This is a genomic window from Halomonas sp. 7T, assembly GCF_025643255.1.
Lineage (GTDB): Bacteria > Pseudomonadota > Gammaproteobacteria > Pseudomonadales > Halomonadaceae > Vreelandella.
In genome coordinates this window covers 2,433,490-2,448,514 of sequence record NZ_CP087112.1, presented here as the reverse complement: position 1 = coordinate 2,448,514, position 15,025 = coordinate 2,433,490, and the positions used below count along the sequence as shown (strand labels likewise).

The following is a 15,025-nucleotide window of genomic DNA, read 5'->3' as shown; positions in this document are numbered from 1 at the left end:
ATCGCCTTGGCCTTTACGTTGGCTAGCAACATTTGCAATGTGGTCTGACCTGATGGGAGGGGAGGGCTGATCGAAGGAGCGACCAGTGGTAGTAAATAGTGACGATGTTCCCATGGGGCGGCGCACTCCCGAGCATGTGGCTGCTAAGCTCGAAGAGTTAATTCTAGAAGGCGTTTTTCGGCCCGGACAGCTGCTGCCCTCCGAGAGGCGTTTATGCGAGCGCTTAGGCGTTTCTCGCGCCTCCCTGCGCGAAGGATTAAGAATTTTGCGTAGCAAAGCCATTATCAATACGCGTCAGGGGCACGGTTCGACGGTAGCGTCGCTGCTGCCGATGCACCAGCAAAGCCCTTTAATGCATCTGTTTCGTGACCACCCGCGCACGCTGTTTGACTTGCTGGAGGTGCGCGCCTTGCTGGAAGGCGAGTCCGCTTATTTGGCCGCCAGGCGCGGGACGTCTATGGACCGCGTACTGATCACCCGCCGCTACCGAGCACTAGCCGAGTATGCCGCTCAACCCGACGACATTGATGTTGAGCAGTTGGCTCGGCTTGACCACGCGTTCCACTTAGCCATTTCGCAAGCTTCCCATAACCCGGTGCTGGTCCATACGCTGCAAAGCCTAACCGATTTACTGCTGAGCTCCGTATTTGCCTCGGTGAAGCACCTTTACCATCGTCCAGGCCCCCGGGAGATGATCAATCAGCAGCATGCTCAGCTGCATGATACGGTGGTGAGTGGCGATGCTGAGCAGGCAAGGCGCATCGCGTTAGAGCATCTGACCAGTATTAGTGAGCTGTTGCGCGAGGTTGAAGCAGAACATGATCGCTTAGAGCGCTCGGCTATGCGTTTAGAGCAGTGGCAGTGATGTGACAAGATTCGCTGACAGTGCCCCCAAGGCGACAACCCATAAAAAGGAGTAATGCATGGCTATTTATCAGTTTGGCGAGTTTACGCCCGATGTTCGTGAGGATGTGTATATCGCCGAGACAGCCGACGTTATCGGTCAGGTGACGCTTAAAGCGCGTTCAAGCGTGTGGTACCAGGCAGTATTGCGCGGCGATAGCGACCATTTAGAAGTAGGCGAAGAGAGCAATATTCAGGATGGCGCCGTGCTGCACGCGGATCCAGGCTACCCGCTTAAAGTTGGTAAAGGTGTCACGGTGGGGCATCAGGCAATGCTGCATGGTTGCACGGTTGGTGATGGTTGCTTAATAGGTATCCAGGCGGTGGTGCTCAATGGGGCTGTGATTGGGGAAAATAGCTTGGTAGGAGCGGGGGCGTTTATCAAGGAAGGCGCGGTGTTTCCTCCCAACTCGCTGATTGTTGGCTCGCCGGCCAAAGTAGTGCGAGAGCTTTCTGCCGAGGCTGTCGAAGGGCTGAAGCTAAACGCGCAAAGCTATGTGGTGCGCGGTCAGCAACATGCAACAACCCTAAAGCGTATCGGCTAGCCGTTCTGATATGCCTTAAAACGCTACACCCCAGGCCAGGCCTGGGGTGTAGGAAGTGCGCTATCTGGTGATTAGCTCTATGTGCTAACTCGGCTTATTTACATAAGCGGGTCGGTAACGCCGATAACATAGAACGCGATGAGCGCAATAATACCGGTGAATACTAGGTAGTAGATGGTTGGGATAATGGTTTTGCGAATCGTCGCGCCTTCGCGGCCAAGTAAGCCAACGGTGGCTGAGGCGGCTACAACGTTATGGATCGCAATCATATTACCCGCCGCCGCACCGACTGCCTGGAGCGCTACCATCATCGCGGTAGAGAGGCCCAGCGATTGCGCAATGCTGAACTGAAACTCTGCCAGCATCAGGTTAGATACCGTGTTCGAGCCGGCAATGAAGGCGCCCATGGCACCTACCGCGGGCGCAAAGAACGGATAGACCCCCCCGACGCTATTAGCAACCGCCTGCGCCATCATGACTGGCATGGAGACCAGGTCAGCGCCGTTCACACCGGAGTTGATTAGAATACGCACCATCGGCACGGTGAAAATCAGTACGAAACCGGCACCAAAGATCGTCTTGGTGGACTCCGATACTGCTGCGCTCATCTGGCGTGTATTCATTTGATGCAAGAAGTACGTCACGATAACCACGGCAACGATAATGCCGCCCGGCAGGTAGAGGGGCTGCAATCCGCCACTAACACCGGCTTCGCCGAAAATGTTGGCCCAGCTTAGGTTGATCGAGGTAAGCGCGTTACGCAGTGGCTCAACGGTACGAGAAGCGACCAGGAAAATTGCCAGGAGTACATAGGGAATCCAGCCTTTCAGCGTCGACATTGGCGCTTTGCCTGCCACGTCATCTAGCTTGATCTGCAGGTTACCAATCCACTCATCGGGCCATGAGGTAGCTTCGGGAAAGTCCCACGTATCTTTGGGCAGCAGAAACCCTTTACGAGCAGCCGGTACCACAATTGCTAAGCCCACCATTGCGCCAATCATAGACGGGAATTCTGGGCCTAGGAAAACGCCAACCAACGTGTAGGGGACGACGAAAGATACGCCGGTAAAGATAGCGAAAGGCACAATGGAAAGACCCTCTTTCCACGAGCGATTAGCACCAAAGAAACGCACCATGATCAACACTAGAATCAGCGGCATTAAAATACCAACGATACCGTGAGTAATGGCAACGCCATTGGTGATCATCTGGAAAAATACATCCCAGCTTGAGCCCGCTGCTTCTAGCTCAGCGGTAATGCCGATTCGGTCAAGCCCGCTTCCAACACCCACCACAACGGGGGTGCCCACAGCACCAAATGAAACCGGCGTAGACTGGATCATCATGCCTACAACGACCGCTGCCAGGGCGGGGAAGCCAAGCGCTACCATAAGCGGCGCTGCAACGGCTGCCGGTGTACCGAAGCCTGAGGCGCCTTCAATAAAGCAGCCAAATAGCCAGGCAACGATTAACGCTTGGACGCGGCGGTCAGGGCTAATGCCCGAGAAGCCGTTACGAATAGCAGTAATGCCGCCTGAATGCTTTAGCGTATTGAGCAACAAAATAGCGCCAAAAATAATCCACAGCAGGCCGGCGGTCTGAATCAAGCCCTGAACAGTCGACGCAGCTACACGGCTGAATGACATGTCCCAGGCGGTCAGAGCGATAACCGCAGCGGTTAGGAAGACAATCGGCATCGCTATTTTGGCAGGTATTTTAAAGCCTATGAGCAAAATACCTGCTAACAACAGCGGCAGAAATGCCAGGAGTGCAAGTGTCGTTTCATTCATGGGAGGAACTGCCCCTTGTTATTAATTTGGTATGCGCCGCAGTAGCCGACCAGCCTGCGACTGCAATACTGGTTGGGTCAGTGTGAAAGATACGTTTAGGCCGAGAGAATGACTACATTGGAAAATTGGTCTTACCAGCAGAGGGGCGCCATGATATCTGGGTTTATTCTATTTTTAGTTTTCTAGCTAATTGTTTTGATTGAATTTTTAAGTATTTTTAGAAAAAAGGGGGCTGGCAAACTCATTAGACTAATAGACAGTACAGTTGTCATCTAAAAAATAGTTACAGATCTAACGTAGCTTGCGTCGTAAGTGGCTTACGCCCATTGTTATCATCGGTAACACTCTTTAATAACGACAATCAATTTCTCCGAGGTTCTGAAAGTGGCAATTACTCTTTATGATCTGTGTGGGCGGGACGAACAGTTACGCTTTTCACCATACTGCTGGCGGGTACGCATGGCGCTGGCCCATAAAGGTCTGGCGTTTGAGACCGTCGCCTGGCGCTTTCTTGAAAAGGAGGTGTTAGCGTTTGCGGATTACGGCAAGGTGCCCGTCCTTACCGATGGCGATACAGTGGTTACCGACAGCTTCGACATTATGCGCTACCTAGACCGCGCGTATCCGGATGCGCCTGTGCTGGGCGAAGGGGAGAGCTTCCAGCGCGTGCTGTTTTTTAAACTCTTTGTAGAGCGCAGCGTGACCCCGGCACTGTTTCGGATAGTCGTCATGGACTTGCTAAACGCCATTCACCCGGATGATCGCGCCTATTTTCGTGAAACCCGAGAGGCGCGTTTCGGTGCGCGTTTAGAAGACGTTCACCAGCCAGAACAGGGGCGTCAGCAGCTTAAACAGGCACTTGCCCCAGTACGCGATCTATTAAGAGAGAGTGCGTTCTTGGATGGCGATGCGCCAAGCGGCGCCGACTACCTGCTATTTGGTAGTTGGATGTGGGCTTACACGGTGTCATTAGAGGCGTTAGTCGAGCCGGGTGATCCGGTAGACGAATGGTTTAAACGCATGCTTAAGGTGCATAACGGTGTCGCGGGTAAAGCGATAACTGTGCGAGACTTGTCGATGGCGAACTAAAGCACGGAAGCTGGGTTTTAAATTAGCCTGTTACTCTTTTAATGCCGTTATAGGGAGGTTTTTAATCGACTGTTTTATAAAGGTTATTAGGAAGTCGTTAAGCAGTTTTTTGATTTTCAAGAGGTGGCTTGTAAGTGGATGATGAAAATCATGTTGCACTGCACAAAAAGCACTGCTAGCTTTGTAGATAGTTAAAGGTAAACGCCTAACCACTGCCTGCAAAGGCGCACTGAATTGCTAGCACGCTTAAGGAGACTCTCTAATGAATAAAGCAGTCGAGAAAACTAACCAGCAGCTTGAATCCGCATTCGTAACGCCCATGCGTTCTTATACGCTGGCCGCGCTTGATTACTATGAGCTGCTTGTCAGCGCTCAGTTAGACGCGGCGCGTGCGTACTCCGATATGACCATTGCCCAGGCGCGTGTTTGGCTAGATGTCAAAGATGCCGAGGGCTTTAAAAAAGCCATGGATAGCCAGCAAAAAACGGCAACTGATCTTATGGAGCGCATCAAAGGGGATTCTGAAAAAGTCACCTCTATTAGCCAAAGCTTTATGGAAGATAGCCAGAAAAGAGCGGAAGAGAGCACCAAAAAGGCGGTTGAAGCGGTTAAGCAGTAACTCACCGTCGCTCTAAGCTGAAATGCCGCGCCCTTGGGCGCGGCATTTTTGTGGCAGCATAAAACGGCATTTCAAACAATGCGTGTTTAACGCTGCTTTTATAACGCGATGTCTAGCCGTTTTTTCTATCTTTTAACGCGTTCACAGCGGCTGTTCAGCCCGTGCTTTTAGTCGAAAGCGTGCAATACGGATAATTTGTTCAATGGCGGTTTTCCGCTCCTGGGCTAAGTCGTTATCCAGGCGCGTTTCAAACGCGGCCAAGATAGCGTGGCGATCCAAGCCTTTAACGGCAATCACAAACGGGAAGCCGAATTTAGCTTTATACGCGGCGTTTAGCTGTTCAAAGCGCGCAAACTCTTCAGGTGTACACTGATCTAAACCTGCCCCTGCCTGTTCGCGGCTGGAGTCCTCTGTCAGTTCACCTGCCAACGCGGCTTTACCGGCTAAATCCGGGTGCGCTTGAATGACCGCAATTTGTTGCTCGGGCGATGCTTGCTGCAGCATCAGCCCCATTAGATCCGCCAGCGCGTCGGGGGCATTATGCGCTTCACTGAGTCCCTGCTCCCACGCGGCTTCTGCCACCCACGGTGAGTGCTCATAGATATCGCCGTAATGTTCAGTAAAGCGTTCTAGGCTGCAGGCGCTTGGCGCAGGTGAAAGAGTAGGCAAGGGGGAAGTGGGCACGAAAACTCTCCAAAGCGATCTATGGTGAAGTAGCTGTATACAATAAATAGTAGCAACTGTACTCTTTGACCGATAGGTCAGGTTCCGTAAATAATCTTAATACTGATCGCAAATAAGGTGCCGCCTTTAAGGAATGCCCCATAACTGTCATGTAGCGCGCGTTAAACTGATAAGCTAACGACATTAAACGTTAATTTGCATGGTTGGAACGCTATGAACGCACTGCACTTCTCCTCGATCCGTCGCACTAAAATTGTCGCAACCCTTGGCCCTGCCAGCGACCGGGAAGGGGTACTTGAGGCCATGCTCGCGGCGGGTGTAGATGTAGTGCGTTTGAATTTCTCACATGGCACCGCCGATGATCATCGGCGTCGTTTGATGCGCGTGCGTGAAATCGCGTCCCAGCTTGGCCGCAGTGTGGCTGCCTTAGGTGACCTACAAGGCCCTAAAATCCGTATTGCCCGCTTTCGGGACGGAGCGATAGTGCTGAAAGAGGGAGAGCCGTTTGTGCTGGATATGTCGCTGGATAGCGATGCTGGCGATATCCACCAAGTTGGCTGTGACTATAAAACACTCTCGCAAGATGTCTCTGCTGGAGATCGCTTGCTGTTAGACGATGGGCGCGTAGTGCTTGACGTGACCCGCGTTGATGGCCAGCAGGTGCATACCTGTGTGGTGGTTGGCGGTAAGCTTTCCAATCACAAAGGCATCAACAAGCAGGGTGGCGGGCTGTCTGCTCCGGCATTAACCGAAAAAGATAAAATTGACCTAAAAACCGCTGTTGAGATTGGCGTCGATTATTTGGCGATCTCATTCCCGCGCCACGCTGAAGACATGCACGAGGCGCGCCGCCTGCTGGGCGAAGAAGGCAAAGAGATTGGTTTAGTCGCCAAGGTAGAGCGCGCCGAGGCCGTAGCAGACGACGCTACCCTGGATGGCATTATTGAAGCCTCTGAGGCAGTAATGGTGGCGAGGGGCGATCTGGGCGTTGAAATTGGTGACGCCAAGCTGGTGGGGGTACAGAAGCGCATGATCAAGCGTGCGCGGTCGCTGAACCGCGCGGTCATTACCGCCACGCAAATGATGGAAAGCATGATCTCAGCGCCGCTGCCCACCCGCGCTGAGGTGTTTGACGTTGCCAACGCAGTGTTAGATGGCAGCGATGCCGTCATGCTGTCGGCGGAAACGGCCGCCGGTGACTATCCGCTGGAAACCGTAGAAGCCATGTCGCGGGTATGTTTAGGTGCCGAGCGTGAAAAAACCGCTCAAGAATCGGGCCACCGTATGCATGAGGGTTTTTCTCGGCCTGATGAAACCATCGCGCTCTCTGCGATGTACGCGGCGAACCACATGGAAGGCATCACAGCCATTGCGTGTATGACCTCGTCTGGCTACACGCCGCTAATTGCTTCCCGCATCCGCTCGGGCCTGCCCATTGTTGGCTTGGCACATAACCCTATCGCCCAGCGGCGTATGGCGCTCTACCGGGGCGTGGTATCACTTCCCTTTGATACCTCTGAAATGAGTGCCACGGAACTCAACGACCAGGCGCTTACCCTGTTAGTGAAGCAAGGGGTCGCGAAGGCGGGTGACTTCGTGATTCTTACCCGTGGCGACCACATGAATGCCCATGGGGGAACCAATACCATGAAAGTAATGGCCATCACCGAGCTCCACGTCGCGCAAGCACAGGTATAACGCTATGCGTGCACTGCTGTTGACTGTTTTGATGCTCGCCAGCATGCCGGCACTGGCCGGTGCGCAGCCGCCGATAATCGCGGCGGCGTCAGACCTTCAGTTTGCGCTTACCGAAGCGGCCGAGCGCTTCAAAGAGCAAACGGGGTCAGACGTAAGACTGAACTTTGGCTCATCGGGCAACTTTCGCCGTCAAATTGCTCAGGGGGCGCCCTTTGAACTCTATCTCTCTGCCGATGAGGCGTATGTCTTCGCGCTTCATCAGGAAGGCCATACTCTAGATGAGGGCACTATTTACGCCATTGGTCGGCTGGTGTGGCTACAGCGTTCACAGCGCGGGGATTTGCCCGATGAGGCTGCCCCGTTAGCCGGTGTTGAACAAGCGATTGCTGCCCTCGCAAACGGCGCGCGCGAGCGTATTGCCTTGGCAAATCCGGAGCATGCGCCTTACGGCGTTGCCGCCCAGCAGGCGTTGAGCCATGCTTCGTTATGGGCGCCGGTCGCGCCACTTCGGGTGCTAGGAGAGAATGTCTCCCAAGCGGCCCAGTTTGCCTTGGCAGACGATGCCCGCGGTGGCTTGGTGGCTTATTCGCTGGCGTTAGCCCCAGCCCTTGCCCAGCGCAGTGAGTACGTACTGATCCCTGAGGAGTGGCACGCACCGCTGCGCCAGCGCATGGTGCTCACCCGCCAAGCGGGTGACGTGGCGAAAGCCTTTTATGCTTGGCTTCAGGAAGACGAAGCGCTGGCGATTCTCAAGCAGTATGGCTTCAGTACCGAGTAATGGATTGGTCGGCACTGTCTGTTTCGCTCCATTTGGCCGCGTTAACGTGCCTGTTTTTACTTCCCGTCGGAATATGGGCAGGTCGTGCCCTGGCAACGGCAAGGTTTCGTGGCAAAGGGCTATGCGAAGCCCTTATTGCGCTGCCGCTGGTGCTGCCGCCCACGGTGCTTGGGTTCTACTTACTGCAGCAGTTTGGCCGCGACGCGCCGTTAGGCAGCGTATGGGCAACGCTGACGGGAGGCGGGTTAAACTTCACCTTCAGCGGCATTCTGTTAGCGTCATTAATTGCAAACCTTCCCTTCGCTATTCAGCCTATCCAGCGGGCCTTTGAGCATGTGCCCACTAACCTGCGCGAAGCGGCGTGGTGTAGCGGCCTTAGCCCCTGGCAAACCCTTTGGCGTATTGAGCTTCCGCTAGTATGGCCGGGTATTCTTTCGGCTGCCGCCTTAACCTTTGCCCACACGTTGGGCGAGTTTGGCGTCATTTTGATGGTCGGGGGGGCCATTGATGGTGAAACCCGCACCCTGGCGATTGCAATTTACGACCGTGTGCAGGCATTTGATGAGCAGGGAGCAGCGCGTATGTCGGCACTGCTGCTGTTGGTATCGCTCACCACTCTGGGCCTAGTATATGGCCTAGCGGGCAAGCGCAGGTGGGCACGTGGCTAATCTCACGGTAACGGTTGAGCAAAGCGGCCCGATACCGCTCCGTGCGTCGTTTAGCTGCGCGCCGGGTGAGCTGCTGGCGCTGGTTGGGCCATCGGGCAGTGGTAAAACCACGCTGTTGCGCACTATCGCGGGGCTTTACCAACCTAAACATGGTCAAGTGACTTGTGCCGGGCAGAGCTGGTTTTCAACGCCTGAGCGGGCAGGCGGCAAGCGGATTTCGCTCTCTCCCCAGCAGCGCCAAATCGGCATGGTGTTTCAAGATTACGCGCTGTTTCCGCATTTAAGCGCACTGGATAATATTCAGCTTGCCCTTAGCCATCTGCCCAAATCTCAGCGCTATGCCCATGCAATGCAGTGGCTGAGCAAGGTACGCTTGGAGGGATTAGAGGCACGCTTTCCCAATGAGCTTTCCGGTGGCCAGCGCCAGCGGGTGGCGCTAGCGCGAGCACTGGCCCGTGAGCCACGAGTGTTACTGCTAGATGAGCCCTTTTCGGCCGTCGATCAAGTTACGCGACGCCGCTTACAGCGGGAGCTGGCGCTGCTGCGCCAGCAAATACCTATCCCCATTGTGCTGGTTACCCACGACTTAGAGGAAGCCGCGGCGCTAGCGGATCAAATCTGCGTGCTACATAACGGCACCAGCCTTCAGCAGGGGGCACCGGAAGCACTGTTCCGACGCCCCGTCTCTCCGTTAGTCGCGCGGTTGCTTGATCGTCATAATGTCTTTGAGGGCGAAGTGGTGGACTGGAAGGGGCAACGCCGTCTCAAGTGGGGCGAATGGCTGCTGGAAGTCGGCGAGGGGCTCCAGTCGTTTGCCGTGGGCAGGCGTGTTGCTTGGTACCTACCGCCATCGGATATTGTACTGCATCGACGAGGGCGGCCTTCCCAGGGTGAGCGCGAAAACCCTGTAGCCGCCTCCGTGAGTGAAATGGTGGTATTAGGGGGTATTACGTCGATTGTGCTGCGTGTTTCAAATGGCGATATGCTACGTTTCGACATCGCGACGCATGCGGCTAGGCGTAACCAGCTCACGCTTGGCGAGCACGTGCACGTGTCGCTACTGGCGGAAGGCATACACCTGATGCCAGCGCACCGTCCTCATGTGGCACCGCATAACAAAAGGAACTCGCTATGACTATGACGCGCCGTCAGTTGTTAAAAACCTCCCTTGGCGTTTCTCTGGCCGCCAGCTTGCCGATGCCGCTGCTTTCGGCTTGGGCGGTGGCGTCCAGCCAAGCCGCTACGCTACCGCTTGCGATTCACAGCCAGGATGGCCCCCACCGATTGGATGTGGAAGTAGCGGAAACTACGGCTCAGCGCCAGCGGGGCCTAATGGGGCGTGAACACTTGCCGGAGACGCGCGGAATGCTGTTTCGGTTTGAGAGCGAACAGCCAGCGGGTAATGCATTTTGGATGTACCGCACGCTGATTCCGCTGGATATTGCTTATATTGACGGCGAAGGGCGCATTGTCGCGATTAACACCATGCAGCCCTGTGATGCTGAGACGCCGAGAGAGTGCCCTAGTTACCCAGCAGGAACCGCCTATTACTCTGCACTTGAAGTAAACGCCGGTTATTTCGCAGAGCGTGGCATTCAAGTGGGTGACTGTGTGTCCGTGCCTGCTTTAGCGGGGTTCTGCCGCCCCGATAGTTAAACGTGCGTTTTTGCATGCGGTGAATTAGGCGGCGCTGGAACGTCGGCGCTTACCCAGTTTCAAAACGATCAGCGCGATACCCGCCACGACTAACCCGCCGCCGGTAAGCTTGTGAAAGCCTAAGCTATCGCCCATTAGCAGCGCGCCCAGGCCAACGGCGAGAACGGGTATCAGCAGCGTCATTGGCACCACACGATTAACCGGGTGACGCCGCAATAACCCGTACCAAATGCCGTAGGCCACAATCGATGACATCACGGCGGTGTAAATCATCGCCCCCCACCCTAGCCAGCTGGCTTGACGCATCGCCTGCCACTGGCCACTTTCAAATAGCCACGATCCCAGTGCAACCTGTGGAACTGCAAATAGCGCCACCCAGCCTGCTAGTGCCAGCGGGGCAATGGGCGGTCCACGTTTGATTAATAGCTGAGAGACCGCCCAGCCGAATGCACTCAGCAAAAGAATTGCCAGGGGAAGGGGAGTGGGCAACGTGGGCCCACCGGCTAACACAATGATTCCTGAAAATGAGAGCAAAAGGCCCACGATACGTTTGGGGCCCAGTTTCTCGTTAAGAAATACCACCGCTAATAGCGTGGCAAAGGGCGTGCCCATCTGCACCAGCAGCGCACCGGTGCCCGCTTCTGCCTGGCCCAGGCCAATAAACAGTAGCGCAAAGTGCAGGCTGCCAAAGGTGATTGAGAGCAGCAGTAAGAACGGCAGCTGAGCGCGAGCAACCGGATAAAAAGGCACCAGCAGGGCGGCCACTAACATAAACCGGAGGGTGGTCATTAACAGCGGCGGGAGTTCTGCTACGCCTACTTTGATCACGATAATATTGAGTGCCCAAATAGCAATAACAAAGAGGCCTAATAGTAAATCACGAAGCGGCACGTGGCTGTCCCTGAAGTGAGAGAAAGTGAGGTAGCTTAGCAGCAAGCAAGCGACGCAGTAACGTTCAACGCTATTTGCACCAAAAGTTGAAAGTTAAAAGCTCAATCCTTCGCTTTCTTTCAAACCGCGAGTGCCTACAATGGAGAGCTGCTTGGATAACGTGCAGTGCCTGCACATATGCGCTGAGCAGCACTATTCATAAAAAACGCACACCATAAAAACCAAAAAGGATCGACACAATGACGCTGACACGCTCTATGGCTCGTTTCACCGCTGGCTTGGCCGGTGCCGCATTACTTTCCGCTTCGCTTTCTGCCCAGGCGCGTGAGCTTTCGGTTTCCACGGTGTTGTCGGATGCTTTTCCCTGGGGGCAGGCCGCTGAAAAGTGGGCTGAACTGGTGGAGGAGCGTAGTGGAGGAGAGCTGACACTTCGGGTTTATCCAAACTCGCAGCTGGTTTCTGGCGACCAAACTCGCGAATTTTCTGCCATGCGGTCAGGGTTAATTGATGCGGCGGTAGGGTCGACTATCAACTGGTCGCCTCAAGTGCCTGAACTTAACCTGTTCTCTTTACCGTTCTTTATCCCCGATGAGGCTGCCGTCGATGCCGTCACTGGCGGTGACGCGGGTGAAATGGTGTTCGAAGCCATTGAGTCTCGCGGTGTAGTGCCACTCGCCTGGGGCGAAAATGGCTTCCGCCAAGTCTCTAATTCCCGCGGGTCGATTAGCCAGCCAAGTGATTTGGATGGCTTGAAAATTCGTGTTGTCGGCTCGCCACTGTTCCAAGATACGTTCTCAGCACTGGGTGCAGACCCCACGCAAATGAGCTGGACGGATGCCCAGCCCGCGCTGACCACTGGCGCGGTTGATGGCCAGGAAAACCCGCTTTCCGTCTTTGATGTGGCGCGTATCGACCAAGTCGGCCAGGAGCACTTAACTCTCTGGAACTATATGAATGACCCGCTGATTTTTGCCGTCAACCAGCAGGTATGGCGTTCCTTGAGCGAAGAGCATCAGACGTTACTGCGTGAAACCGCTGAAGAAGCGGGCGCATGGGAAATCGCTATGACCCGTGAGGAGGAGAGCGAGCGCCTGGCGGCTATTCAGGAGCGCGGTGTTACGGTAACGGAGCTGACTGACGAGCAGTACCAAGCCTTCGTCGAAGCAACGCAGTCAGTTTATGAAAAATGGGCACCCCGCATTGGTGAAGAGCTGGTAGAAGCCGCTCAAGCGGCTATCGACGCGCGTTAATTACGCCTGATGCTTCAACTGCCGGCCCGATGACTGGGCCGGTAGCTTTTTTAAGAGGTTGCCGATGAAAGGCTTTCCCGATGCGCGCCCCGAACGCTGGCTTGGTGCGCTGTCTCTTGTTGTTATCTCGCTGATTAGCCTGGGGAACGTGGTCACACGCTACCTCACCGGCGGCTCGTTTTCGTTTACCGAAGAGTTTTCGGTTTTTCTACTGGTGGTGCTGACGTTTGCGGGTGCATCGGTGGCGCTGAGGCGTAACCGGCATATCCGCATTAGTTTTTTAGAGCGCGCACTGCCAGGGCGGTGGCGGAGTGCGTTGATTTTGTTCCAGGCAGTGTGCGGGCTGGTCGTGCTGGGGCTGATTACCTGGTACGGCGGCAAGCTTGCTTGGCAGGAGTATCAGTGGGAATCGCTCTCGCCTGGCCTGGGGCTACCTCAGTGGTGGTATCTTCTTTGGTTACCGGTGCTTTCTGGCGCTATGTTGTGGCGCTTGGTTCAGCAAACCCGCGATCGGTTGAAGGGGGAGTTGAATAATGACGCCTGATAGCTGGATGATCCTAGCCTTCGCCGGGCTGCTTATTGCCGGTGTGCCGGTGGCTTTTTCGCTAGCGCTCGCAGGCTCAGTAGGCATCTTGGCAGGGCTATCACCCGATATGCTGGCAACGCTTGGCACCAACACGTACAACAGCATTGCTAAATACCCGTTAATTGCGATACCGCTGTTTATTCTTACCGGGCTGATTTTTGAACGTTCTGGCGTTGCGCTACGTTTAGTGCGCTTTGCCCAAGCGTTAATTGGCCCGCGCCATGGTGGCTTGGCGCTGGTGGCGGTGCTGGTGTGTATGATTATGGGCGGTATGAGCGGCTCCGGCCCCGCAGACGCCGCAGCGGTGGCCATGGTGATGCTGCCAAGCATGACGAAGGCTGGGTACCCCAAGCCGTTTTCGGCCACGCTGATTGCTGCCTCCGCCTCTACGGCGATTTTGATTCCCCCGTCGGTGGCGCTGATTCTTTACTCTATTGTGGTTCCCGGAGTAGACCTTCGCGCACTTTTTGCGGCAGGCCTCTTTCCCGGCATTTTAGCGGGGTTGTCGCTTTTAGTGCCGGCATTAATGGTTTCTAAACGCTACGGATGGGAAGGCGGCACGCCGGTGGAAGGCGCTGAGTTGCTCAGCGTACGCACGACGTTTAAACAGGCGCTGCCCGCCCTTTTTGCTCCGGTGCTCATTTTAGGTGGTCTCCGCTCTGGCCTGTTTACGCCCACCGAAGCTGCGGTGGTGGCGGTGGCCTATGGCACCCTGGTGGGACTGTTTCTCACCAAGGAGCTGTCGCTACGCGATTTATGGGAGCTGCTCGGCGAAGCGGCGATTATTTCTGGGGTGGTGATGCTCATTATCGCCCTGGCAGGCATTTTTGCCTGGGCGGGCACCATGCTGGGCACCTTCCGCCATTTGGCCGAATGGATCATTAGTCTGACTGATAACGGCGTGCTGCTATTGGTGCTCGTGATGTTAGCGGTATTGGTGGCCGGTATGCTGCTGGATGCGATCTCCATCTATCTGATTATGATGCCGATTCTGATTCCTGTGATGCAGCACTTTGAGTGGAACCCGGTGTGGTTCGGGATTCTATTAGCCATGAACATTGCGATTGGACAATTTACACCGCCCGTCGCGGTGAACCTGATGGTTACGACGGAAGTCGCCAAGATACGTCTGGAGCACACTATCGGTTGGGCACTGCTGTTTGTAGTGGCCATGGCATGCGCGCTGGCGCTGGTTGCCATTTTTCCAAGCATTGCGCTGTGGCTGCCGACGATGTTGGGTTACAACGTTTGATAGTTGGCCGGTGCATCCTGTTTTGGTTCTGCTTTTGGTTATTAGTATATTTCTTTTTGTTGTATGTTGTGCCGCTTACCCTACGCCGTATTTACGTTGGAGATAAGATGATATTCCCCCCACGCTTCGCCCCATTAGTGTTCGCATTTTTGATGTCGATCTACATGGTCACGCTGATGACGTTTGTCATCACCTGGGCAAATACGGGCTTGATAGAAGGCTTTTTAGGGCGCTGGTGGCGCGCTTTCTATATTGCTTGGCCCATCGCATTTTGTTTGATTTTGCTTGGTGCGCCACGGCTGCAACGGCTATCGGCAGCGCTTATCAAAAAAGCTGGATGAGCCTTAAACCTGAAGCAAGATAGGTGCATGCTTAAATATTCATAGGCTATGCGCGAAACGCATATTCTTTCGCTCTGAGCACCAATTAACGCCTACTAAACGTTTAAGCCCGCTAGACTTAAAAATTCCTAGCGTTAGCGGTGCTTGAAACACAAGTGCTTGTGACAGAATGGGGTTTCGCCAAACGCGTGTTTTTTCGCTAAAGTAGTAGAAATCGGCACTAACCGCCGATGCAGATAAAAGATTGTCTTGAAAACGTTTTGATATCGAGGCAC

Annotated in this window: 16 protein-coding genes; 13 read left to right on the top strand and 3 right to left on the bottom strand. The window is 54.7% G+C overall.

What is annotated here, in order from left to right; genetic code table 11:
• Positions 1-85 precede the first annotated feature (85 nt).
• Together glcC and LOS15_RS11425 are read left to right on the top strand one after the other, a co-directional pair.
• Entirely contained in the window at positions 86-865 is a 780-nt protein-coding gene (gene glcC, locus LOS15_RS11430) for a transcriptional regulator GlcC (RefSeq protein WP_263066067.1), read from the top strand.
• A 58-nt stretch (positions 866-923) separates the two neighbouring features.
• On the top strand, positions 924-1,448 hold the full coding sequence (locus LOS15_RS11425) for a gamma carbonic anhydrase family protein (RefSeq protein WP_263066065.1): 525 nt from the start codon (positions 924-926) through the stop codon (positions 1,446-1,448).
• Between the two features lie 98 nt (positions 1,449-1,546).
• Here the strand turns inward: LOS15_RS11425 and LOS15_RS11420 are convergent, their stop codons facing one another.
• Positions 1,547-3,238, bottom strand: coding sequence for an L-lactate permease (locus LOS15_RS11420; RefSeq protein ID WP_263066063.1), 1,692 nt, complete (start codon positions 3,236-3,238; stop codon positions 1,547-1,549).
• 384 nt (positions 3,239-3,622) lie between these two features.
• Between LOS15_RS11420 and LOS15_RS11415 the strand changes: the two genes are divergently transcribed.
• Together LOS15_RS11415 and LOS15_RS11410 are read left to right on the top strand one after the other, a co-directional pair.
• Positions 3,623-4,327 carry a glutathione S-transferase N-terminal domain-containing protein gene (locus LOS15_RS11415; RefSeq protein ID WP_263066061.1) on the top strand — a complete coding sequence of 235 codons (705 nt, stop codon included), beginning with the start codon at positions 3,623-3,625 and terminating at the stop codon, positions 4,325-4,327.
• 262 nt (positions 4,328-4,589) lie between these two features.
• Positions 4,590-4,946 (top strand): phasin family protein, encoded by a 357-nt coding sequence (locus LOS15_RS11410; protein WP_263066060.1) that lies wholly within the window; start codon positions 4,590-4,592, stop codon positions 4,944-4,946.
• A gap of 141 nt (positions 4,947-5,087) precedes the next feature.
• Here LOS15_RS11410 and uraD read toward each other — a convergent pair whose 3' ends face one another.
• Complete coding sequence (gene uraD / locus LOS15_RS11405; protein ID WP_263066058.1) at positions 5,088-5,630, bottom strand: 2-oxo-4-hydroxy-4-carboxy-5-ureidoimidazoline decarboxylase; 543 nt, start codon at positions 5,628-5,630, stop codon at positions 5,088-5,090.
• A 213-nt stretch (positions 5,631-5,843) separates the two neighbouring features.
• Here uraD and pyk point away from each other — a divergent pair, with 213 nt between their 5' ends.
• From pyk to LOS15_RS11380, 5 genes are read left to right on the top strand one after another with little or no spacing between them, the layout of a single operon-like run.
• On the top strand, positions 5,844-7,328 hold the full coding sequence (gene pyk, locus LOS15_RS11400; RefSeq protein ID WP_263066056.1) for a pyruvate kinase: 1,485 nt from the start codon (positions 5,844-5,846) through the stop codon (positions 7,326-7,328).
• Between the two features lie 4 nt (positions 7,329-7,332).
• The gene (gene modA, locus LOS15_RS11395) at positions 7,333-8,106 is read left to right on the top strand and encodes a molybdate ABC transporter substrate-binding protein (RefSeq protein ID WP_263066055.1); all 774 of its coding nucleotides are present in this window, start codon (positions 7,333-7,335) and stop codon (positions 8,104-8,106) included.
• Positions 8,106-8,774, top strand: coding sequence for a molybdate ABC transporter permease subunit (modB, locus tag LOS15_RS11390; protein ID WP_263066053.1), 669 nt, complete (start codon positions 8,106-8,108; stop codon positions 8,772-8,774). Before modA ends, modB begins: the two co-directional genes overlap by 1 nt.
• On the top strand, positions 8,767-9,909 hold the full coding sequence (locus tag LOS15_RS11385; protein WP_263066051.1) for an ABC transporter ATP-binding protein: 1,143 nt from the start codon (positions 8,767-8,769) through the stop codon (positions 9,907-9,909). The genes modB and LOS15_RS11385 overlap by 8 nt, the downstream gene beginning before the upstream one ends.
• The gene (locus LOS15_RS11380; protein WP_263066050.1) at positions 9,906-10,430 is read left to right on the top strand and encodes a DUF192 domain-containing protein; all 525 of its coding nucleotides are present in this window, start codon (positions 9,906-9,908) and stop codon (positions 10,428-10,430) included. Before LOS15_RS11385 ends, LOS15_RS11380 begins: the two co-directional genes overlap by 4 nt.
• 24 nt (positions 10,431-10,454) lie before the next feature.
• Here the strand turns inward: LOS15_RS11380 and LOS15_RS11375 are convergent, their stop codons facing one another.
• Positions 10,455-11,321: a DMT family transporter gene (locus LOS15_RS11375; RefSeq protein WP_263066048.1), complete on the bottom strand. Its 867-nt coding sequence runs from the start codon at positions 11,319-11,321 to the stop codon at positions 10,455-10,457.
• Positions 11,322-11,560: 239 nt separating this feature from the next.
• Between LOS15_RS11375 and LOS15_RS11370 the strand changes: the two genes are divergently transcribed.
• The 4 genes from LOS15_RS11370 (at position 11,561) to LOS15_RS11355 (ending at position 14,750) form a co-directional block, all read left to right on the top strand.
• A complete protein-coding gene (locus tag LOS15_RS11370) occupies positions 11,561-12,571 on the top strand; it encodes a DctP family TRAP transporter solute-binding subunit (RefSeq protein WP_263066047.1) in 1,011 nt (336 codons plus the stop codon).
• A gap of 64 nt (positions 12,572-12,635) precedes the next feature.
• The gene (locus LOS15_RS11365) at positions 12,636-13,115 is read left to right on the top strand and encodes a TRAP transporter small permease (RefSeq protein ID WP_263066046.1); all 480 of its coding nucleotides are present in this window, start codon (positions 12,636-12,638) and stop codon (positions 13,113-13,115) included.
• Entirely contained in the window at positions 13,105-14,409 is a 1,305-nt protein-coding gene (locus LOS15_RS11360) for a TRAP transporter large permease (RefSeq protein WP_263066044.1), read from the top strand. The genes LOS15_RS11365 and LOS15_RS11360 overlap by 11 nt, the downstream gene beginning before the upstream one ends.
• Entirely contained in the window at positions 14,376-14,750 is a 375-nt protein-coding gene (locus LOS15_RS11355; RefSeq protein ID WP_263066043.1) for a DUF2798 domain-containing protein, read from the top strand. The genes LOS15_RS11360 and LOS15_RS11355 overlap by 34 nt, the downstream gene beginning before the upstream one ends.
• Positions 14,751-15,025 lie beyond the last annotated feature (275 nt).